The following is a 20,061-nucleotide window of genomic DNA, read 5'->3' as shown; positions in this document are numbered from 1 at the left end:
GCTCCTTTTACTTCGACATTGGCTGTAGCTGAATCTGCACGGGCATTCCTGCAACATCATCTTTCAACGGTACAATTACCAAATACCGACGAGATTGTCCGCCTGCATTACCTTCTACAACCTGCCTAATCGGTCCCAATGTCGTGACAATTGCCGCACCAGAAGGGTTAGTTTGGAACTTTGCTAGGGGTTGTAATTTACCATAAGGTTTGCTAGGACGCTCCGCTAACGCCAATTGATACATACTTTTAGGTTGCAGTCCAGTCACTGCTGCTTCTAGTAAATCAATTATGCCCTGGTTGTTAACTGTTACAGTGGTCGCGGGTTTTTTCGCTGACGATCCTGGGGCACCCATCACTAAATGAGCCACTAAACCAGAGTTGCCCAAAGGCTCTAGATTTGCCAATCCATCTCCAGTAGGAACTGCATTGGGAACATAAACGATCGCTTGCGAGGATTGACCACCAGGAATCGTCACCATCACTTGATTTTTCAAAGTATCAATTGCGGTGACTCCAGTGCCATTTTCTAATGCTACGTAGATACGGGAACCATCACCAGAAGACCAAAGACCGTGGGGTAACTCGCCCGTTGGAATAGTTGCTACCAATTTTGGAGTATTCGTTGTTGTATAGACTTTGACAACATTTTCACCACCAACTGTAACGTAGGCAAATTGACCTTTCTGATTTCTGACGATATTGACATGGTTTGTAATCGGTCCGGTATCCAAGGTAGCAGTGACATTAAAGGGGGCTTCTGCATTAAATACTTGAACTTTACCCGTGTCTTTCAGCGTCAGCCAAACTTGCTTGTTGTCCGGAGTTGCAGCAATATTTGGGCAGAAGGGAGAGGCTTGTTTAACTGTTGCTACCACCTGATGGGACTTGACATCAATAACGCTTGTCTGGGGTGTGAAACTAGAGCAGACAAATCCATACTTACCATCGGGACGAAAAATTGTCATCCCAGGTCCATTGTCAACAGTGATGCGTTGTTTCTCTTGATACGTTTGACTATCTAACACAGAAACATAGTCTTCTCCACGTATTGTCACCCAAACTTCACTACCATCGGGTGTAAAGAAGGCTTCGTGAGGCGATCGCCCAACATAAGTGACGTGCTTAACTTTATTTGTCTGGGTATCAATAAAAGCTACCGAGTTGGAACCGACTGAAACCACCGCCAAGGTGCGATTGTCGGGCGAAAAACCCATACCATGCACTAGTAGTTGACCAGTATACAAGGGACTCAAATTCTCTGGCGCTGTTTTACCCAGACGAATCACACCCAATAGTTTATTGGTTTGGGGATTGTGTACAGAAATTGTATTCGAGGTTTGGTCAGCCGTGTAAACCCGGTCACGCGAAGTAATGGAAATATCCGGTGTAGATGCTGCATAAGGAACTTGCCCACCAAAGGCAGACAGTGTTAAACCTAGTAAAATGGCAAATGTGATTGTGGCGATTATCGCTCGATTTTTCATAGAGATATTTTCAAACTTATTTTGACGATGAAGGCATGGGTGATTGTGGATGCTTGAGCGATAGCTGCATCAGTTCAATTTCTGACTGTTGAGTGACAATAATCTCTTGCGCTAGTCGTCGCAGACGGGGATCTGTCCCGTACTGCAACTCAACCTTTGCCATCTCAATGGCTCCTTGGTGATGCGGAATCATCATGGCTGCAAAATCAGCATCAGGATTGCCATTCATCTGCACATGCTGCATTTGTGTATGCATAGAGGACATCGCTTGATCGTAAGCCTGATTTGCAAGAGTGTGATGTGGCATTATCATCGACGCTACTGGGATGCCAATTGATAATAAAAATAAAAAAGGTAGATTGAAAGACATATTTTTTAGTGTTGCTTTATGGCTTAACAATTTTCCAGGTTTCTTCAGCAATTTTTAAATTACCAGAAACGGGTTTGTAGAGCAAAGTATATTCAACAGGGATTTTAGTCTTGGCATTGCTGAATGTAACTAAAGCCTTGACTGTTTCTGTTCCTTGCTCTCCAGTGGTGGTTTTAACATTTGAGAACACAGAATTGAACTTATATCAAAGCTGAAGGTTACACCTTTTCATGGTGGTAACCCCCCGAAAGTTTCGCCCAAACAATATCTTGCCGCCAACTTCTGTTTACAAACCACTGACTCAACTTTTCGCAAAATCCAACATTGGTATGACTGACTCTTCTTAAATTCTGCTAGTTTTGTTTTTACAATATTTAAAGATTTTTTTAGTTGCGTTTGAAAGTCATTCAGTACACTTTTGCTAGACTCAACTGAGTCAATAACTAATTTGGTGCCATTCAAATAGCAGTTTTTAAGCACTTTAATTATTAGAAGTGCTTCAGAATTCTGATTGAAATCTGCTTCTGGCGTTTCTAAAAATCGATGCCTAGGAGTTATTGTGTTAGTTTTGATAACTCTAAAAAAAAGCCCGCCCATTTCATTTACCTCATCTTGGCTGATCATTCTTAGCTCTAGTGACCTATCTTTTTAGAGAAGGCTTACGTAGCGTCGAACTAGAAACTATCAGCCATGAGGGCGGTTCTCTGGTTATTCCAGAAGGCGAGTTTCATCACCACTGTTTTTGTAATACCAAAATCTCGACTAACTTGTCAAGATATTGGATTATGCTTCTTTGCTAAAGAACAAAACCTCTTGATGCTTGCGCTTGTAGTCATTTTCCAATCTGTAAATAATAGTTTAAACCTATTGTTTAAATAGTAAAGAACGTTTGCTTCTATTAATTGAAATGCCTAAAGTGAGATCAACCCTTCAGTACGAGGTTGAAATGAAGCGAAGTCTGATCACAAAAAAATTATCCTCACTCACTAGCGATCAAAAACTCCTGTATCGAAAAATTGTCTTTATCCTAGCTGCTGGATTTTGTCTGACTCCTTGGGCTTCACCACCAATAGCGCTGATGTTAGGAATTTTCTTGGCGCTGACTCACGAGAATCCATTTCACAGAATTAGCCGCCCAGCATCTAAATATTTACTAGAAGCATCTGTAATTATGCTGGGGTTTGGCATGAACCTAGCCGTTGTGTTGAAAGCAGGGGCAAGCGGTGCTTTGTTTGCTGTGGGTAGCATCAGTGCTACTTTCATTCTTGGCTATTTCTTAGGAAAGTGGTTGAAGATTCCCATTAAAGCTTCTGGCTTGATTTCAGCGGGAACTGCGATTTGTGGTGGGAGTGCGATTGCCGCAGTCAGTTCAGTCATCAACGCAGCACAAAGCGAGATTTCGGTAGCAATGGGGACAGTTTTTGTTCTGAATGCCGTGGCTTTGTTTGTGTTTCCACCTTTAGGACATGTGCTGCACTTAACGCAGACACAGTTTGGAACCTGGGCTGGTGTAGCAATTCATGATATTTCTAGTGTGGTAGGTGCAGCATCACACTATGGTCAAAGTGCGCTGTATACAGCCACAGCCGTTAAACTCTCGCGCGCTTTGTGGATTATACCTATCTCAATAGCAGCAAGTTATATATTCCAACATCAGAATAAAAAGTCAGGGGAGAGTGTGCAACATAAACCCCAAGTACCCTGGTTTATTGGTTTGTTTCTCCTTGCTTCGATAGCGCGGACGTTTATCCCGCAGGTTGCTTCTTGGTCGCCTATAGTAACACACATCTCGGAAGCAGGTTTGACACTAACGCTATTTTTGATTGGTGCGGGTTTATCTCGACGGATGTTGAAAGCGGTTGGTTGGAAACCGATGCTTCAGGGTGTAGTGCTGTGGATATTTATTAGCGCTACTTCCCTGGGTGTGATTATGTTAGTCGTGCGCTAGTCGCAAGCGTCACTCCTTATATAGGTTTCGCTATTTAAATTAAAAATTTCATTTCCCAACCAATTTAACCAAACCAATACCACCAAAGTAAAGTCCCAAAACTGCTCCTGCTAAGAGACTTTGAGTAAAGGGATCAGTTGAAGGTGTCAGAATTGCTCCTAAAACCACCGCGCCCATAATAACGTAGCGCCAACCAGAAAGCATTTGTCCAGAAGAGACAATTCCCAAAGCACCAAGTAAGACTTGGATAATCGGAATTTGAAATGCTAACCCAGTACTAAACAGCAGCAACAAGACAAATTCAAAATATTTGTCAATCGACCATAATTGTTCCACAACATCAGCACCGTAGCTGATGAAAAATTTCAAAGCAGCTGGTACCAATAAAAGATACGCAAAGGCTAACCCTCCCGCAAACAAAAAACTCGATCCCAAAACCACAGGTCCCAGCAAGCGACGTTCGCGACGAGTCAATCCAGGGAGAACAAACTGGATAACTTGGTATAGCACAAACGGGCTAGACAAAACCAACCCACTGTAGCCTGCAACTTTCATTGAAACAAAGAAATATTCTCCGGGAGCCAGTTGCAGAAATTTTACTCCCTGTGCTGGTACTTCTAGCAGCTGAACAATCGGCTTAACGGCAATAAAACAGCCAACAACACCCACTACTACAGCAATGAGCGAGTAAAAAATTCGTTGTCGTAACTCTTCTAAGTGATCGAAAATTGACATTTCGACTTCACTTGGCAACTCGTCAAGAGGATCGATAGGATCTATTTCTGGTTTTGAGTCACCATTTGGTTCAAAGTCAACACTGTATGGTGTTGTTGTGTCTACGTTTTGTGGAGGTGTCATGAGTTAGCTAGAACGGCATCACCTGCTAACTATTGTATCTGGGAAGCAGGTGGATGTAGAGACGCGCCTTAAGCGCGTCTGTACTTTTTGACATCATTGAACCGGTAGTTGTGGGTGTACAGTCGAATATTTTCCTACCAACTGCGAAGTTTCTGAGTTATAGAGTCTTAAGTAATTCCAGTAATTACCCAACACCTGACGCACGTAATTTTTGGTTTCATCAAAGGGAATTGATTCGACAAATTCATCTAGATCGTCCTTTGGCAGGGTTTGTACCCACTTGGAAACATTACCGGGACCAGCATTGTAACTGGCGATCGCTAGCATTGAGTTATTACCATACTGCTGATGAGTGTGATCCAAATACCAAGTCCCGAACATGATATTCTCGTTGGGATTTTCCAAATTTATTTTTGTGCTGTCCACCTGAATTTGTGGGGCAATCCATTTTGCTGTACTTGGTAGTACCTGCATTAAACCAACCGCACCAGCTGTAGAACGGACTTTTGGCTCAAAATGTGATTCCTGACGCATCAACCCAGTCACTAGCAGAGGATTGAGCTGACGCTTTTGGGACCATTGTTCAATTTCTTTTTGATAGGGGAAAGGATAACGAGCTTGCCAGTAAGTGACTTGTTTGCTTAAAGCCTGATATTGTGCTTGTTCTTGCGGTGTTTCTCGATCTTCCAATTTGGAAATTTTGTCAATTCCAATAATATTTTCTCCCTTTGCCAGCCGCATCAAACCCTCAGTAAATTGCTCTGCTACTGTTGGTTGCATTTTGTTCTGAAATTCGGTTTGCCATTGCAACCAAGCATCGCGGTCTTGATCAAGGAGGTATAATTCTTTAAATGTCTCAGAACCAGCAGTTGGCACCGGACGCTGGAACGGGACGAGGCTTGGGTTCATCGGGCGCACGGAGTTGAAATTGCCAACATTGAGTCCTAAAGTTGCCCCTGCTCGCCACGAATAGTAAGAATGGGGAAAATTGCTGAGGGTATACTCATAAGCTTGTTTTGCTTCCTGCTTTTTCCCCAGTTTTGTTGCCCATTTTCCAACCCAAAAGCTTGCTCTAGGAGCCAAAATACTGTTGGGGTTATTTTTGGCGATCGGTTCTGCCCATTGCCATGCAGCTTTATAATCTTTAGCTTTCGCTTTTTGTTGTGCAATTTTCCAGCGATATTCTGCCGCTTCCTCAGAATTACCGTACTTGGTAATCAGGAGCTTAGTAGCCTCACTCGCTGCTTTTTGATCTTGAGCTTGAAGAATTTTGATTTTTTCTACCAGTGCTTTACCTGCTTTGTCAGGAAATTTAGTAATAACCTGATCAAGATACGGCAAAGCATCTTTACGTACTGTTGCCATTTCTGCTAAGCGTAACAGACCAGTGCTAGTTTCTTTGGCATCGGGAAATGCCTTGACAAGTTCTTGATAGACAACAAGGGCTTCTGGTCGTTTTCCACTTATTTGCAATCCCCTGCCAGCACGGTACAGGTTGAGGGGTGTTTTACCTGCTTTGGCGTAAGCTGTCGTTGCTTTGCCAAATTCATTATTTTCCCAGAAAGCTGAACCAACAATTTCCCACTCTTCGGGTTTAAGGGTGGAATTGTTCGCCAGCTGATTCAACACAGGTACAGTTCCTGGTTGGTCATAGGCATATTTTGCCAAAATTAACTGCAATTGCGGTTGATTGGAATTTGTCTCCAACCGTTTACGGATAATTTCCCAGGTAAGGGGATGAGAAGGAAATTCAGCTATTGCTTTGTCCTGATACTCCGGGAGTCCAATCAGATACAAGGCTTTAGCAGCAGCTGGTTGTTTGGGGTAGTCTTTGATTACTTTCTGCCTCAGATCTGAGGCTTTGCCTTCTTGTCCTAGAATTTCGTGTGCCTGCGCTTGTTTTAGCAATACATACGGAGCAAAGACTGGATAATCTCTGTCTAATCCATCTAGTAACTTTAGTGCAGGTTCAGCTTGCTTTTGCTCAATTAAGTCACTTGCTAAAAGATAACGAGCGCGATTTTGATCTGCTGAATTTGATCCCTCCTTTATTAGTGCTTCTAGTTTTGCACCACGTTCTTGCGGAGATTGTGATACCAAGGCAAAAACGGGTGATTTCGCTTTGCTTTCTTCCGAAAGCTTCTCTGGTTCAGTCTTGTGCGGTTTAAGCCATTGACTTACTGATTTTCCTATCTCGGGAGCCGACAGGATTGCCCCACCTAAGAAGGCACATAGTCCGGCACCCACTATGAGAGAAATATGCTTTGTCTGTAGCTTCTTCAGCATCGATTCCCGCTGAAAATTTCACATGAATTTCTTGCCACTTTAGCATTACTGGTGGTCAACGTCTTCAGTTTTAACTTTTATATTTTTTATATTCGGAAACAAGGATGAGATTAACTTTGAACTTTTAGGAATTATTGACACAATGTTTGCGTAAGTAATCTTTGTTAAGGATTAGAGAACTAAGACATACTACTTTTCATATCAAGACTTTTTTTCATAGTAAACACTTATTTTCTCGCTCAGCTTGTTATTAAAATGACTCCATGTTTTTTTATCGCTAAACTGATTAATACTAAGTAATATAAGTAGATACAAATAGACTAGGGTTAACTACATTAATAACGTTTACAACTCTCACTCAATAACTCCTGACAACCTGAACGAGTTAACTTTATTACTAATACAAACTCTTTTCAAATGTGATGACGTTATAAATCATACAGATATTGAGAGAAGAAAGCCATCAATTGTTATAGTCTTGAATCAACCTATAGTTATATCTTTATCCCTCTAACGGAAGATGTCAAAATAACACAAATAGCTATTCTAATAATTTGTAGTCAGAGTATTTAAAAAAGAGTTCGTGACTCATAACCGAGCGATAATTTTTGCATGATTTTCTTTGCGTTTGTCTTTGTTTGATCTCAAGACAAATGGTCATAGCAATTTAGAATGATGGAAGCATGCCCATGCATGAAACAAGACGAGTCGTAGGAGCATTTTGCTCCCAAATTTTTTTAACCAAAATCAGATCAAAGCCTATACCCACAAATTGAAACATTTAGGATGCTGCCTGAATGATTCTTAAGAGGGAACAGGAATAATAAACAGCAAATAACCTGTTTTTAATGCTGCGCTAATTTAGGAGTCCTCCCTTTCAAACCAATCATCAACTTGAGAGCAAAGACTTTTACCAAAGGTATTCGCTGCATCATCCATAACCCAAGGCGACGAACTATCACAATTGGCAAGATGTTGTTAGAAAACATTCGATCTAATAAATCAGTAAAACCTAAAATTGTCAAGTTCTCCCGCTGACGCCAGCGTTCGTAACGTTTGAGGACTTGAATGTTGCCGATATCTTCACCTTGAGTATCAGCTTCTTGCAACACTTGCGCCAAAGCAGCAACATCGCGAATGCCCAAATTCAAACCTTGTCCGCCTACGGGATGGCAATTGTGTGCGGCATCGCCAATTAAAGCGAGTCGGTGGAGGGCATAGCGATCGCTCTGCATGAGTTGTACCTGAAAAATAAAGCGATCGCCCAACAATTCCAATTTCCCCATCTGATTCCCATAACGCTTGCTTAATTCTGTCAAAAACTGCTCATCATCCAAGGCGCACAAAGCTTTAGCTTCTTCATGGGGGGCAGTCCACACAATTCGGCAACGGTTTCCTGGCAAAGGTAAAATTGCAAACGGACCACTAGACCAAAATTTTTCGTATGCTGTGTTGTTGTGGGGTTTTTCTGGTTTGACAAAAGCAACAATACAAGATTGCCAATATTTCCAGCCACGGGTTTTAATTCCAGCAGCTTCACGGATAGGGGAACGCGATCCATCTGCGGCTACAATTAATTTACTGCGAACCGTCTGCATTTGGTCCGCAATTTTAACATCCATCGTTACCACATCCTGCTGATACTGGATATTAAGGACTTGAGCAGGACACAGATATGTGACGTTGGGACAATTTTTGACAAATTCCTGTAAGGGATGCAACAGTGCTTGATGTTCTGCCACATAACCTAAATCTTTTGTGTTTATATCCTTAGTTTCCCATTCCACCACACTAGGATAATCAGCATCAGAAAGACGCACACGGCGGTAAGTCTCAATGTTGGGCAATATTTTGTTCCAAATTCCAATTCCTTGGAAAATGAGCGCCGAAAGCATATGCACCGCATAAGCTTGTCCTTTGGCTACCGCCGCTGATTCTACTTTTGCTTCTACCAGCAGCACACTTAACCCGGAATCTTTCAATGCAGAGGCTAGGGTTAAGCCAACAATCCCACCGCCGACGATGACTAAATCATAATCATATCCCCGCGTCTGTGTCGGTGTTTGGGGAGGGTTAGGGGTTTGAAGCTGCGCTTGCGCCATTGTTAAGATAAGTTACAGCGTTTTCATTCTTATTTTGACGCAAGGGGGCTAGGAAGAGCAAGTTGAGGAGATGTCAGTCTCGAATTGCCAGAATAATAAGTGTTTTTGAACCGCAGAGGCGCAGAGGACACAGAGAGAAGAGGTAGTGGAAAGAAACTGTACTCCTTGCGGAGAAGAGGTAGTGGAAAGAGTACTTACATCTCCATCTGTGATAGCGACGATAGTGGTTTCCATCTCCTTGCGGAGAAGAGGTAGTGGAAAGACAGATACCATTACTTTTTCAGAGCAAGACCCTGAAAAGTTTCCATCTCCTTGCGGAGAAGAGGTAGTGGAAAGTCGGAGTTTTGAAAGATGGGACGTTTCTCTAAAAAGTTTCCATCTCCTTGCGGAGAAGAGGTAGTGGAAAGAGTTAACTTCTGGAAACCTTACTGGGTGAGACTTTCAGACCCCCCAATCGACGCATCTCGAAAAAGTGATTAAACTGTCTCAGAAATAAATTAATTTTGAGGTCGCAAAAGCTTACTGGGTAAACAATCGACACCAGTCAACGAAGTTATGCGGTTTTCAAGGATCGGGTGAGTGGTGTCGATAAACGTCACACACGCTGCATAAACTATAAGAGCATTATCGTGTGACCGTAAACTTTTGGTATAGAAACTTAATTGTGTATTTGGTGGATAATAATGTTATTACAATAGTATTACCCTAAGAATGCAAGAGATAACTATGTATACGTTAAAAGTTCGTAAAGTTGGAAATTCTTTAGGAACTACCTTACCTAAAGAAATTTTACAAAAACTGAGAGTTGACGAAGGTGACACCATATTTGTAACAGAAACTGCTGATGGTGTTTACCTCACAGCTTCTAATCCTGATTTTGAAAAAGCGATGGAAGCATACAAGAAAGTAAGTTCTAAGTATAGGAATGCGTTGCACGAATTAGCAAAATGAGGAGTGGAAACGAACCGTTTTGGTTAGACGAGGCAATGATTAGAGCTATGCACGCAGACCAACAACATCAGCATGGCGGTTTATCTGGTAGCAATGAAAACTTAATTCAAGCGACATTAGCCAGACCGAAAAATTTATTCGTTTATGGCGAACTAACACCTACGATATTTGAGTTAGCTGCTGCATACTGTTACGGATTTGCAAAAAACCATGCTTTTGTAGATGGGAATAAAAGATTATCCTTCGTAGCAATGGCTACTTTTTTAGAACTAAACGGTTATTCTTTTGACGCTCCAGAAGTAGAAGTAGTTGTAATGATGGAAGGAATAGCCTCTAGCGAAGAAACACAGGAATCGTTAGCTGTGTGGATACAAAAAAACTCAATAGAGTATGGAGAATGACCAAATCGGTAGTTGAGAAAAATCTATGATGCTTCAACGCTACAAATAAAAATACTCGCCATTCTAAACAGCGAGCAAAGCTTAATGAGCATGAGGATATATAGTTTTGACGAGATGCTTGCCTGATTAAGCCCGCTTATTAACTATTATTTATTGAGCAGGAGAAGGTGAAGCAGGAGTGGATGGAGAGGTGGAAGGTGATGTTGTGGGTGTAGTACCTGTAGGTGTTTTGGCAGAGTTAGGAGTGCGAGTCTTTTTTACCGTACCAGTTTTCTTCTTTTTAGTCGTGGAAGGTTTCATAGTACCACCAGGCTTGGTAGTTGCACCAGAAGTTGGTGTAGGTGATGTCGTTGTAGCGGGAGAAGACATTGTTCCCTGTGCGTGTACAGCAGGTGCAGTTAGGGCTACAGGAGCAGCAACCACAAGAGACAGAAGTAAAGCTTTTGTAATCTTGTTCATATGAAACTTTTATCACTCAAGAATCAACCATTCAACTATCCCAAGAAGATATGACATTGTAGTGTTATTGATATGGAGTTTTTGTGTAAATTTTTGCCTTTGTTAGGTTAACGAGGTAACAGATTAGGTTACTTTAGTCAACTTTTTTATAAAGAGAAAAAACCCCGCTGGAGCTTGAGGAACGCAACGGGGTTAGATTCTGTTATGTGTGTCGAGGAGGAGGAATAGGAATTGGGAACATCCCAAATGTGTAAGTTATATCAAACTCAGATTACGTTTAATTTGGTCGATCTAGCTTGAAAATAGAACTCAGAACTCAGAACTCAGAACTCAGAAGAAAAAATCAATTTTCATGTGTTCTAGTGTACGCAGTTCATGACGACTACTTAATTTTTATCGAAGAATCAATAATCTAAGTATTTCATACAGTTATGTCAGTCTCATGTTCTTGACATGGAGTTTTTGTGTCGATTTTTGCAGGTTTGACATCTCAAATTCCAAAATTATCATTACAGCCAAAAGTTGCAAGCTGAGAGTATTTTTTCATCTGATAATTAACAATTAGATCTTCTAAGCATTGTCTTTTTCAGTATTTTATGTGTTTTAATTGCAACAATTTTAAATTTTAGAAGTGAGATTTCATATCAAAATTCAAGCCATCACAGCCATCAATTCTTCTGACATATCAAAATTAGCGGTAACATTTTGTACATCCTCTAAGCTTTCTAAACTATCAATTAACTTCAGAAGTGAGCGTGCCTGATCTGGAGCAGTCACTTCTACATTGTTGGCAGAAATCCAGCGTAGTTCGGCATCAGTCACCCCAAAACCCTTTTGTTTGAGAGTTTGACTCAGGTTCTCTAAATTCACTACTTCGGTAAATACTTCAGCAATTTGCTCTTGTGTCATTTCATAAAACTCAGCACTTCCTTCAAGAGATGCTTCTAAAAGCTGTTCTTCATCGACGATTCTCTCTACAGTACAAACGCCTTTTTGGGAAAACATCCAGCTGACACAACCTGTTTCACCGAGGTTACCACCATTTTTACTAAAAGCAACACGTAAGTCTGCAGCAGTACGATTACGATTATCTGTCAAGGCTTCAATGAGGATCGCAACTCCTCCAGGACCGTAACCTTCGTAACGAATTGCTTCTAAACTAGAGGAATCACCTGAGAGTGTACCTCCACCCTTGGCGATCGCTCTTTCAATGTTCTCATTAGGTAAACCCGCCGCTTTTGCTTTTTCTATTGCGGTACGCAGTTGAAAATTTCCGGCTGGATCCCGAACCCCACTTCTCGCCGCCACAATAATAGCACGCGACCACTGGGTAAAAGTCTTACCCTTTTTTGCATCCACAACTGCTTTTTGGCGTTTAATATTTGCCCACTTACTGTGTCCTGCCATATTCGGAACTTAACAATACTATCTACTCACCAGATACGATATAGCTAGATTCTAGCTTTTACATCGTTTTTGGTTTGTGTGAGATTTCAAAATTTCTGCCCACCTAGTACCGCAAGGCGGAATTCAAAATTCAAAATATGCCCTGCGGGCACGCTACGCGAACAAAATTCAAAATGCTTGAAATACAAGGCTTTTGGGTGTATGAAATGGTAGCTTTATTTCCGCCATTGTGTACTAGTGGTTTGGCAACCCAAAAATGCGCTTGTAAAGCTTAGGGAAAGGGGAAAGGTTAAAGCCAAAGGGATTAAAAAACCTTCCCCTGTTCCCTATTCCCTGTTGCCTGTTTTCTATTCACAAAGGAAAAGCTGCCTCTTGTGTCTCAGGCGTTAACACAGTCGTCTGTGCATGTTGGCGAAGTAACTCTGCTGCGGTGTTTCCATCGCCCTGCACGAATGCGTTAATGATTTGCTGATGTTCCTTTACAAAACACAGCGGATCAATTTTATTTTGGCTCAATTCTAAATTAATGCGAGTCCAAGCTTCAAAATTTAATGAATCCCACGTGTGCAATAAGACACTATTACCTGATGTCTCAACAATAAGTCGATGAAACGTTGCATTTTGCCGTGCCAGTACCTTCAAGTCCTTTGCTAAAGCTGCATCTCGAAATACCACTTGCACAGTCTGAAGTGGCTGAGGATTGTTGTGAAACTTAGGCGCTGATAACCGTGCTGCCAATGCTTCGAGTTCTCCTCGAACTTGATAAGACTCCTGCATCTCATGCAAACTCACCTCCCGCACTCGCGTTCCCCGGTAGGGTTGACTATCCACCAGCCGCATCGCTTCTAGTTCGCGCAGTGCTTCCCGAACTGGTGCTTGACTTGTCTCCATATCTTTAGCAATCTGTAATTCTACCAATCGCTTACCAGGTTCATAAGTGCCGTTAAGGATGCGCTCTATGAGTACCTGCTTGACGCGATCGCTCATGCATTCACGCTTCATTTTCATTTTCCAACTTTTTTTTCTTCTCTTTTCTACTTGACTTTGATTATAGATTATCGATAAATTGAAGTGAAGTTAGCGATTATCGATAATCTATAAGAAAAAAAGCACCACGATATGTACAGAATATGACCAAAACTAAGGATTTCGAGGTTTCGAGGTGCAGGGAGGGGGGGACGTAAACTCTTCGTCCCCTACACCGTTCGGCTGAGCGCTCACCTTGGCGTTGCCCTTACACCCCCTCATTTAAATCTACAAATTTATACGTAAATGGAGTGATCTTCTGTGAAAAGTGTTAACCAGTATTCCAAGAGTGCATCTACTCATAGAACTAGCCAAAACCCTTTAGGGCGTGGTTTAGTCTTGATAATGGCAATAACCTGTGGAACTGTCGTCGCTAACTTATATTACAACCAACCTCTGTTGGTGGTGATTGCCGAAAGCTTTCAAGCTCATAGCCATGCGACTGGGTGGATTCCCATGTTGACTCAAATTGGTTATGCTGTAGGGCTTTTCCTGCTTGTTCCACTGGGCGACTTGATGGAGAGGAGAAGGTTAATTTTGATGATGCTGGTGTTGACATCTGTAGCGTTGGGAGCAGCAGCAGTATCACTCAACCTTGCTTGGTTGCTAGTGGCGAGTTTGGCGATCGGCATAACCAGTGTTTCGGCTCAGTTGATAATTCCTTTAGCAGCACAACTGGCAAAACCAGAGCAGCGGGGAAGAATTGTTGGTACGGTGATGAGTGGGGTGTTGATAGGAATTCTTTTGGCTAGGACAGTCAGCGGTTTTGTGGGGGCAAGTTTGGGCTGGCGGGCGATGTATTGGCTGGCGAGTGGATTGATGATTGTTCTGGCTGCTGTTTTATCACGAATGCTGCCAAAAAGTCAACCGTCGCTGCGAGTTTCTTATCCTCAATTGGTTGGATCTTTATTCAAGTTGATACAACAGCAGCCTATTTTACGTGAAGCATCTCTTGCAGGGGCGATGTCCTTTGGAGCCTTCAGTACTTTTTGGAGTACTCTTGTTTTCTTTTTAGCACAGCCACCTTATCACTACGGTAGTGAAGTGACGGGGTTGTTTGGGCTGGTTGGTGTGGTAGGAGCGGCAGCGGCTCCTGTTGCAGGTAAGATAGCAGATAAAAGGAATCCCAAGATAACTGTGGCGTTGGGTCTTTCGATTACAACCTTGTCATTTCTCATTTTGTGGGTGTTTGGTTACCACATCCTGGGGCTAATTGTCGGGGTTATTCTTCTGGACTTGGGTGCGCAAAGCACACATATTTCCAACCAGGCAAGAATTTTCAGTTTACCTTTAGAGTTTCACAGCCGTTTGAATGCGCTTTATATGACCTTTTCCTTTATGGGAGGGGCGTTGGGTTCGTTCCTTGGTGCATATGCTTGGAGTCGTTGGCAATGGCATGGGGTTTGTGCGATCGCACTGCTGATGCTAGGAGTGGCTTTTGTTACGTTTATTAAGCGGCGGCGTCAACAACTAGGGGTGTAAGGGGATAGGGGGAGCCAGTGCTCGGCTAGGGTTTCCCGACTTGAAGCACCTGGCGTTGTAAGGGTGTAAGGGGAGCCAGTGCTCGGCTAGGGTTTCCCGACTTATTGCAAGAGCGTCTTCGCAGGAGTTAGCACCTGGTGAGACCAGCGCTCCAAAGAGCGCTGGCTCCTCTGCGTTCTGGAGCGCCTCTGCGGTTTTTTAATTATTTAATTATTTAGATTCAACCGGAAACGATATCATGCGTGTTACTCTGCGGGCACCCAAGCTGCTTGTTTGACAAGCGATTGCGCAGAGCGCACGCTAACGCGAACGCACTGCCTTGACAATCGCATCAGCGTCAATTTTTGCTGTATGAAGTAGTTCTTCTGGAGTACCCGATCCGGGCATATCCTGCACTGCCAGCTTGACTAGGTTCAGCGCCAATTCACCATAAGCAGGAGCGCTCCCCGTACCCACAAAAGCATCAAGGACTGCGGCACCTAGTCCACCCTCACTCCAGTGGTCTTCTACTACAACGAGTTTACCACCTGCTGCAAGGGTTAGGCGTTACTTGTCAACAACTTACGATTAAAAGCCCCCAGGCATGGTACTGAGGACTTGTGACTATGGTTAACGATCCATTTCTTCCAATACTAGCGACATCATATTTTGTAAAACCCTTTCTAAAGCAGGAGTTTAGATTATAAGAATTTGTATTGATAAATACAGTATTCACGAATTAATTCATTTTGAAATATTAAATTTTTTCTGTTTTCCTTGACTAAATTGTCAAGTCGAATATTTCCCCCTCACTACCCTAAAAATAAAAAAAAACCCACACTTAATGGGTGCGGGGGAGGTACCTATAGAGGTAAGGAACCCTATAACGAATAATCAACCTTTATTTCTTCCAATACTAGCGATGGCACATTTGTAAAACTCTTTCTTCAGCAGGACTTTAGATTACAAAAGTTTGTATTGACGAATACGATACTGTGGAGTTTCCAATTAAAAATCCCCCAGCGACTGTCTGGACGTGAATTTTGAAATAGTTGTATAAAAGTCAATCAATTGACCTTGATATTAATATCAATTGATTGACATTAACGAGACTGAAAAGCACTCGAAAATCCCCCACAACCTTATCGAATAATGGGGGAAAGAAAATGTAATGCGTAAGATGAGAAGATGAAAGGAGCTTATATCGAGAAGGCTAAGAAATATAGAGATGCAAAACGTTCCAAATGTTAGGAAAACCCTATACCCACAACTTACGATTAAAAGCCCCCAGACCACCTATTGAAAATTTTCGACAAACATTCATAACTCATTTCTTCCAATATTAGCGGGATTGTATTTGTAAAACCCCTGTCTATTGTAGGACTTTCACTTACAAAAGCTTGTGTTGACGAATACAACACATAGGAGTTTTTCCGAGCGTAAATGACCACACCAAAATAAAACCCTGTACTCAACAGGTACAGGGAAGGAACCGATGGAAGAAAGGTTCCCAGTGCTTTTTTGGAAAGCTATGTCGTATTATTAATCCTCTATTTCTTCCAATCTTAGTAAGATCGTATTTGTAAAAACCCTTTCTAAAGCAGGAATCCCTCGTTACAAAAAGTTGTGTTGACTAATACATTTATGGTTCAAATACACATTACACTTATACAGGAAATTATTGATGTTACTGGTGCTATTGCCATATAAAAAATAAAAAGCCCCCAAGGTAACTGGGGCTTTTTGATGTTGTCATCTTGAAATTGATGATACTCTCAATACTAGTGAAGTCGTATTTGTAAAAACCCTTTCTAAAGCAGGAATTGAAATTACAAAAAACCCTTTCTAAAGTAGTAATTGAATTTTGAAATATTTGTATACTCTTTTAATACTAGAGGTATCGTATTTTTTAATTGTTTATGTAACTCGTATAAGCTGTGTAATAACTGCAACAAGCGTATCAATTTCAAAAGGTATATAAATAACCTCCTGAAACCCAGCATCCGTTGCTGTATTAAACTCTTCTGGACACATATAACTTGTAATCGCCACAGCAGGAATAAATCCTCCTTCCTTGGCTTCTTTGTTTCTAATGAAGCGAATTAGTGAATAACCGTCCTTCTTAGGCAGTCTGCTCTCGCTGATTATAACATCAGGTCTCCACTCTTCTATGACTTGTATGGCATTATCCACAGATCTTGCCATTTTCGTTTTTGCAAAACACTCTTCAAAAATAACCCTAACTAGCCACAAGCAATCGTCATTATTACTTACCACAAGTACCCGTAAACCATCAAGAAATGACGGTTGATTTTGAAGTGTTTGTTCAAAAAGCATTAACATGACATTTATTTATATTGCTTAGAATTTACACCTGCTTGACGTTGGGAGTCAGTACGGTTTCGCACATTAAACTCCGAAGAGTAAAACTTTTAGAGAGGGGACGCGTGAATCCATAAAAAACTGGTTTTGTGCTGACCGCTGTTGACTACCGCTAGCTCTGTTTACTTAACAATCGAGCGTACTCGTTTTTGGTGATGGAATAACATTCACAAGATACATCGAGCAAGTGTTCCCGATTGAGGATGGTAATATGTCCACGCCTGTAGGTAATGATTCCGGCTCGGCTAAGGATGCCAGCAGCCACTGTGACACCTGAGCGGCGACAGCCTAGCATTTCACCAATAAATTCTTGAGTTAGCAGGAATTTATCAGATTGCATACGGTCAGAAACTATCAACAGCCAACGGGCAAGTCGTTCTTCTACCGTATGCACGCGGTTGCAGACTGCTGTTTGTGTGACTTGGGTGAACAGTGCTTGAGTATAACGCAATAGCAAACGTTGAAGTTCAGAGCCTCGGTTGAACTCCGCTATGAGTGGCAAAGCCTTCATCTTCATACCACCGTCGGCAACCTGCACAAATGCAGTTGTGGTTGTCGTGTTGCCGCCCCAAATTACAGGAAGACCCACCATGCCATCATTGCTCACTATACCAACTTCAACGGTCGATCCGTCTTCAAGGTTAGAGACTAAAGAAATTATTGCCTGATGGGGAAAATAGACATGTGTTATCGGTTCGCCTACTTCGTAGAGGATTTGCTTATTTTTAAATTCGACTCGCTCTAAGTGGGGAACTAGACGTTGATACTCAGCCGCTGAAAGTGCGGCAAGTATTTGATTTTCTATTGGTGGATTAGGCGAGTTTGATACTGACATTGAGAACCCTTAAGCGCAACTGTACTTTGAAAAGCAACTGATGGTAAGGCACTTGCCTTGAAATAAAATACCAGCCGTCAAACCTAGATCCCTCGTTACCAACCCGTCAACCTGAAATACGGCTGGTATTTTATTTTTACGGTCTCCCCTAACTTGAGAGTTGCCTAAAACTAGTCTCAATATCTCAAAAGGTGGCTTTTGTTTATCAACACGGTGTTCAAAAATAGTGATACTAATTTGGAAATGTCAGAGTTAACTATTTTACGTAGTATAAAAGTCAATAAATTGACCTTTATAGTAATGTCAATTTATTGACATTAACTGGACTGAAAAGCACTTGAAAATCCCCACAACCTTATCGGATAATTGGGGCAATGCGTAAGATGAGAAGAGGAAAGGAGCTTATATCGAAAAGGGTATGAAATATAGAGATGCAAATCGTTCCAGACTTTAGGCAACGCTATATCCGCAATTTGCGATTAAAAGCCCCCAGACCACCTATCGAAATTTTCGACAAATAGTGATAACTCATTTCTGACAATATTAGCGGGATTGTATTTGTAAACCCCCTGTCTATTGCAGGAGTTTAGATTACAAAAACTTGTGTTGACGAATACAACACATAGGAGTTTTTCCGACCACAAATGAGCACACCTCAAATCTTGATTATCTCGTCTGACCTACGCCGAATATTAACTGCTCATTACCTTAAAAAAACCCACACTTATGGGTGCGGGGAAAATGTGCCGATGGAGGAAATGAACCTTATACCAAAAGGTCATCCTCTGTTTATTCCAATACTAGTGAGGTCGTATTTGTATAACTCTTTCTAAAGCATGAATCGCTCGTTACAAAAAATTGTGTTGACCAATACATTTATGGTTGAAATAGAAATTACACTTATGTAGGAAATTATTGATGTTACTGGTGCTGGTGAACTGGACGGTAACAGCTTTACTTATTCGTGTTCCTAAACACATCCAAATTTTATCGAAATTGAACTTTTGACAGAAGAGATATCTTTTCATCACAAATAAATTCTAAGAAGCATTGCTCCTAACGCTGGTTGGCTATTAAGTAAAGTTGCTAGTTAATAAAAACCCCCCAGTTGCCGTGGGGGTTTTTATTTTTTTTTGAGGTAACAGTTTTTCTTATTTGTGTTTATGAATACACCCAAAAATTACCGTAACAGAACTTTTGACAGAAGAGATTATCACCCCATCAAAATAAGCTTCTAAGAAGCAAGCGGTACTAGTGACTAGCCATAGCCATAGCAACACAGGAATTAAAAACCCACAGGTCATCATCTGTGGGTTTTACTTTTTGAAGTTGTGCTAGGTCTATGTTTTTTTGGCTACGCTAAGGTAGGTCAAGCTGAAAAGATTCTTGTATTCCTGATTACATCAAAATTTTCCCAAAAGGTAAACTTTCGACTTTAACACCAAAATCCCCATAAAAATACCCTCCCCCTTCATCGTCGCGAAGTTCTAAGGTATAAAACACATATAAGTACTCAACGCGCTAATCCCAGACAACAAAAAACCCCCATAACTACATCGGTAATGGGGGATATGAGGGTAATATGAGAGAAATAAGAGTGTCCCAAACGTTAGGAAAACATTTCAACTATGCCCGCAACTTACGATTAAAAATCCTCAGACGTGGTACTGAGGAATTGAGACTAAGATTCAGAAGTCATTTCTTCCAATATTAATGGCATCGTATTTGTAAAACTCTTTCTTCAGCAAGAGTTTAGATTACAAAAGTTTGTGTTGACTAATACAGTACTATACAGTTTCCAATTAAAAACCTCCACAACCTTATCGGGAAGCGGAGGGACAATGTGTTGGTTAAGAAGATGAAAGGAGCTTATATCGAGAAGGGTATGGAATATAGAGATGTAGAACGTTCCAGACGGAACGAAAAACGTCTCAGCTTGAGTTCGCAACCTACGATTAAAAACTCCTGAGCTGCTACTGAAAACTTTCGACAAACATTAAGAACTTATTTCTGACAATATTAGCGGGATTGTATTTGTAAAACCCCTGTCTATTGCAGGAGTTTAAATTACAAAAGTTTGTATTGACGA

The 20,061-nt window shown here is 41.5% G+C and carries 16 protein-coding genes, 1 pseudogene and 1 riboswitch; of the genes and pseudogenes, 4 read left to right on the top strand and 13 right to left on the bottom strand.

Translation table 11 applies throughout. The features are described from left to right. Window positions 1-7: 7 nt before the first annotated feature. The 4 genes from DP114_RS30385 to DP114_RS30370 are packed head-to-tail and all read right to left on the bottom strand — an operon-like array spanning window position 8 to window position 2,480. Entirely contained in the window at window positions 8-1,486 is a 1,479-nt protein-coding gene (locus tag DP114_RS30385) for a YncE family protein (RefSeq protein WP_169268323.1), read from the bottom strand. A gap of 16 nt (window positions 1,487-1,502) precedes the next feature. After that, entirely contained in the window at window positions 1,503-1,856 is a 354-nt protein-coding gene (gene copM / locus DP114_RS30380; protein ID WP_171977895.1) for a CopM family metallochaperone, read from the bottom strand. A gap of 16 nt (window positions 1,857-1,872) precedes the next feature. Next, entirely contained in the window at window positions 1,873-2,046 is a 174-nt protein-coding gene (locus DP114_RS30375; RefSeq protein ID WP_169268322.1) for a hypothetical protein, read from the bottom strand. A 38-nt stretch (window positions 2,047-2,084) separates the two neighbouring features. After that, the gene (locus tag DP114_RS30370) at window positions 2,085-2,480 is read right to left on the bottom strand and encodes a hypothetical protein (protein WP_169268325.1); all 396 of its coding nucleotides are present in this window, start codon (window positions 2,478-2,480) and stop codon (window positions 2,085-2,087) included. Between the two features lie 44 nt (window positions 2,481-2,524). Further along, window positions 2,525-2,600, bottom strand: a riboswitch (Fluoride riboswitch). Between the two features lie 202 nt (window positions 2,601-2,802). Between DP114_RS30370 and DP114_RS30365 the strand changes: the two genes are divergently transcribed. Continuing rightward, entirely contained in the window at window positions 2,803-3,804 is a 1,002-nt protein-coding gene (locus DP114_RS30365; RefSeq protein ID WP_169268326.1) for a YeiH family protein, read from the top strand. A 48-nt stretch (window positions 3,805-3,852) separates the two neighbouring features. Here DP114_RS30365 and tatC read toward each other — a convergent pair whose 3' ends face one another. From tatC to DP114_RS30350, 3 genes are all read right to left on the bottom strand, one after another. Further along, window positions 3,853-4,662: a twin-arginine translocase subunit TatC gene (gene tatC, locus DP114_RS30360; protein ID WP_169268327.1), complete on the bottom strand. Its 810-nt coding sequence runs from the start codon at window positions 4,660-4,662 to the stop codon at window positions 3,853-3,855. A gap of 93 nt (window positions 4,663-4,755) precedes the next feature. Then, window positions 4,756-6,948 (bottom strand): lytic transglycosylase domain-containing protein, encoded by a 2,193-nt coding sequence (locus tag DP114_RS30355; protein ID WP_171977894.1) that lies wholly within the window; start codon window positions 6,946-6,948, stop codon window positions 4,756-4,758. An 845-nt stretch (window positions 6,949-7,793) separates the two neighbouring features. Then, window positions 7,794-9,050: an FAD-dependent hydroxylase gene (locus DP114_RS30350; protein ID WP_171977893.1), complete on the bottom strand. Its 1,257-nt coding sequence runs from the start codon at window positions 9,048-9,050 to the stop codon at window positions 7,794-7,796. Between the two features lie 726 nt (window positions 9,051-9,776). On the opposite strand from DP114_RS30350, the gene DP114_RS30345 reads away from it, so the two are divergent. Both DP114_RS30345 and DP114_RS30340 read left to right on the top strand, forming a co-directional pair. After that, window positions 9,777-10,001 carry an AbrB/MazE/SpoVT family DNA-binding domain-containing protein gene (locus DP114_RS30345; RefSeq protein WP_169222733.1) on the top strand — a complete coding sequence of 75 codons (225 nt, stop codon included), beginning with the start codon at window positions 9,777-9,779 and terminating at the stop codon, window positions 9,999-10,001. Next, the gene (locus DP114_RS30340) at window positions 9,998-10,402 is read left to right on the top strand and encodes a type II toxin-antitoxin system death-on-curing family toxin (RefSeq protein WP_171977892.1); all 405 of its coding nucleotides are present in this window, start codon (window positions 9,998-10,000) and stop codon (window positions 10,400-10,402) included. The genes DP114_RS30345 and DP114_RS30340 overlap by 4 nt, the downstream gene beginning before the upstream one ends. Before the next feature lie 150 nt (window positions 10,403-10,552). Here DP114_RS30340 and DP114_RS30335 read toward each other — a convergent pair whose 3' ends face one another. From DP114_RS30335 to DP114_RS30325, 3 genes are all read right to left on the bottom strand, one after another. After that, a complete protein-coding gene (locus DP114_RS30335; RefSeq protein WP_171977891.1) occupies window positions 10,553-10,861 on the bottom strand; it encodes a hypothetical protein in 309 nt (102 codons plus the stop codon). Window positions 10,862-11,512: 651 nt separating this feature from the next. After that, window positions 11,513-12,268, bottom strand: a complete 756-nt coding sequence (locus tag DP114_RS30330; RefSeq protein WP_171977890.1) for a YebC/PmpR family DNA-binding transcriptional regulator — start codon at window positions 12,266-12,268, stop codon at window positions 11,513-11,515. A gap of 351 nt (window positions 12,269-12,619) precedes the next feature. Beyond that, entirely contained in the window at window positions 12,620-13,276 is a 657-nt protein-coding gene (locus DP114_RS30325; protein ID WP_171977889.1) for a GntR family transcriptional regulator, read from the bottom strand. Window positions 13,277-13,555: 279 nt separating this feature from the next. On the opposite strand from DP114_RS30325, the gene DP114_RS30320 reads away from it, so the two are divergent. Beyond that, on the top strand, window positions 13,556-14,776 hold the full coding sequence (locus DP114_RS30320) for an MFS transporter (RefSeq protein WP_246162902.1): 1,221 nt from the start codon (window positions 13,556-13,558) through the stop codon (window positions 14,774-14,776). Between the two features lie 300 nt (window positions 14,777-15,076). Here the strand turns inward: DP114_RS30320 and DP114_RS30315 are convergent. The 3 genes and pseudogenes from DP114_RS30315 to DP114_RS30305 form a co-directional block, all read right to left on the bottom strand. Then, window positions 15,077-15,301, bottom strand: a pseudogene (locus DP114_RS30315) (transketolase C-terminal domain-containing protein); the annotation flags it as partial. A 1,371-nt stretch (window positions 15,302-16,672) separates the two neighbouring features. Next, window positions 16,673-17,098, bottom strand: coding sequence for a response regulator (locus DP114_RS30310; RefSeq protein WP_171977888.1), 426 nt, complete (start codon window positions 17,096-17,098; stop codon window positions 16,673-16,675). Between the two features lie 151 nt (window positions 17,099-17,249). Beyond that, a complete protein-coding gene (locus DP114_RS30305; RefSeq protein WP_171977887.1) occupies window positions 17,250-17,972 on the bottom strand; it encodes a Crp/Fnr family transcriptional regulator in 723 nt (240 codons plus the stop codon). Window positions 17,973-20,061: the final 2,089 nt, after the last annotated feature.

Origin of the sequence: Brasilonema sennae CENA114 (genome assembly GCF_006968745.1) — a bacterium.
Classification (GTDB): domain Bacteria; phylum Cyanobacteriota; class Cyanobacteriia; order Cyanobacteriales; family Nostocaceae; genus Brasilonema; species Brasilonema sennae.
This window is presented reverse-complemented; position numbering and strand designations above follow the sequence as displayed.

Coding starts and splice junctions, on each gene's coding strand:
- DP114_RS30385 (WP_169268323.1), bottom strand. CDS start 1,486: ATGAAAAATCGAGCGATAATCGCCACAATCACATTTGCCATTTTACTA.
- copM (WP_171977895.1), bottom strand. CDS start 1,856: ATGTCTTTCAATCTACCTTTTTTATTTTTATTATCAATTGGCATCCCA.
- DP114_RS30370 (WP_169268325.1), bottom strand. CDS start 2,480: ATGATCAGCCAAGATGAGGTAAATGAAATGGGCGGGCTTTTTTTTAGA.
- DP114_RS30365 (WP_169268326.1), top strand. CDS start 2,803: ATGAAGCGAAGTCTGATCACAAAAAAATTATCCTCACTCACTAGCGAT.
- tatC (WP_169268327.1), bottom strand. CDS start 4,662: ATGACACCTCCACAAAACGTAGACACAACAACACCATACAGTGTTGAC.
- DP114_RS30355 (WP_171977894.1), bottom strand. CDS start 6,948: ATGCTGAAGAAGCTACAGACAAAGCATATTTCTCTCATAGTGGGTGCC.
- DP114_RS30350 (WP_171977893.1), bottom strand. CDS start 9,050: ATGGCGCAAGCGCAGCTTCAAACCCCTAACCCTCCCCAAACACCGACA.
- DP114_RS30345 (WP_169222733.1), top strand. CDS start 9,777: ATGTATACGTTAAAAGTTCGTAAAGTTGGAAATTCTTTAGGAACTACC.
- DP114_RS30340 (WP_171977892.1), top strand. CDS start 9,998: ATGAGGAGTGGAAACGAACCGTTTTGGTTAGACGAGGCAATGATTAGA.
- DP114_RS30335 (WP_171977891.1), bottom strand. CDS start 10,861: ATGAACAAGATTACAAAAGCTTTACTTCTGTCTCTTGTGGTTGCTGCT.
- DP114_RS30330 (WP_171977890.1), bottom strand. CDS start 12,268: ATGGCAGGACACAGTAAGTGGGCAAATATTAAACGCCAAAAAGCAGTT.
- DP114_RS30325 (WP_171977889.1), bottom strand. CDS start 13,276: ATGAAAATGAAGCGTGAATGCATGAGCGATCGCGTCAAGCAGGTACTC.
- DP114_RS30310 (WP_171977888.1), bottom strand. CDS start 17,098: ATGTTAATGCTTTTTGAACAAACACTTCAAAATCAACCGTCATTTCTT.
- DP114_RS30305 (WP_171977887.1), bottom strand. CDS start 17,972: ATGTCAGTATCAAACTCGCCTAATCCACCAATAGAAAATCAAATACTT.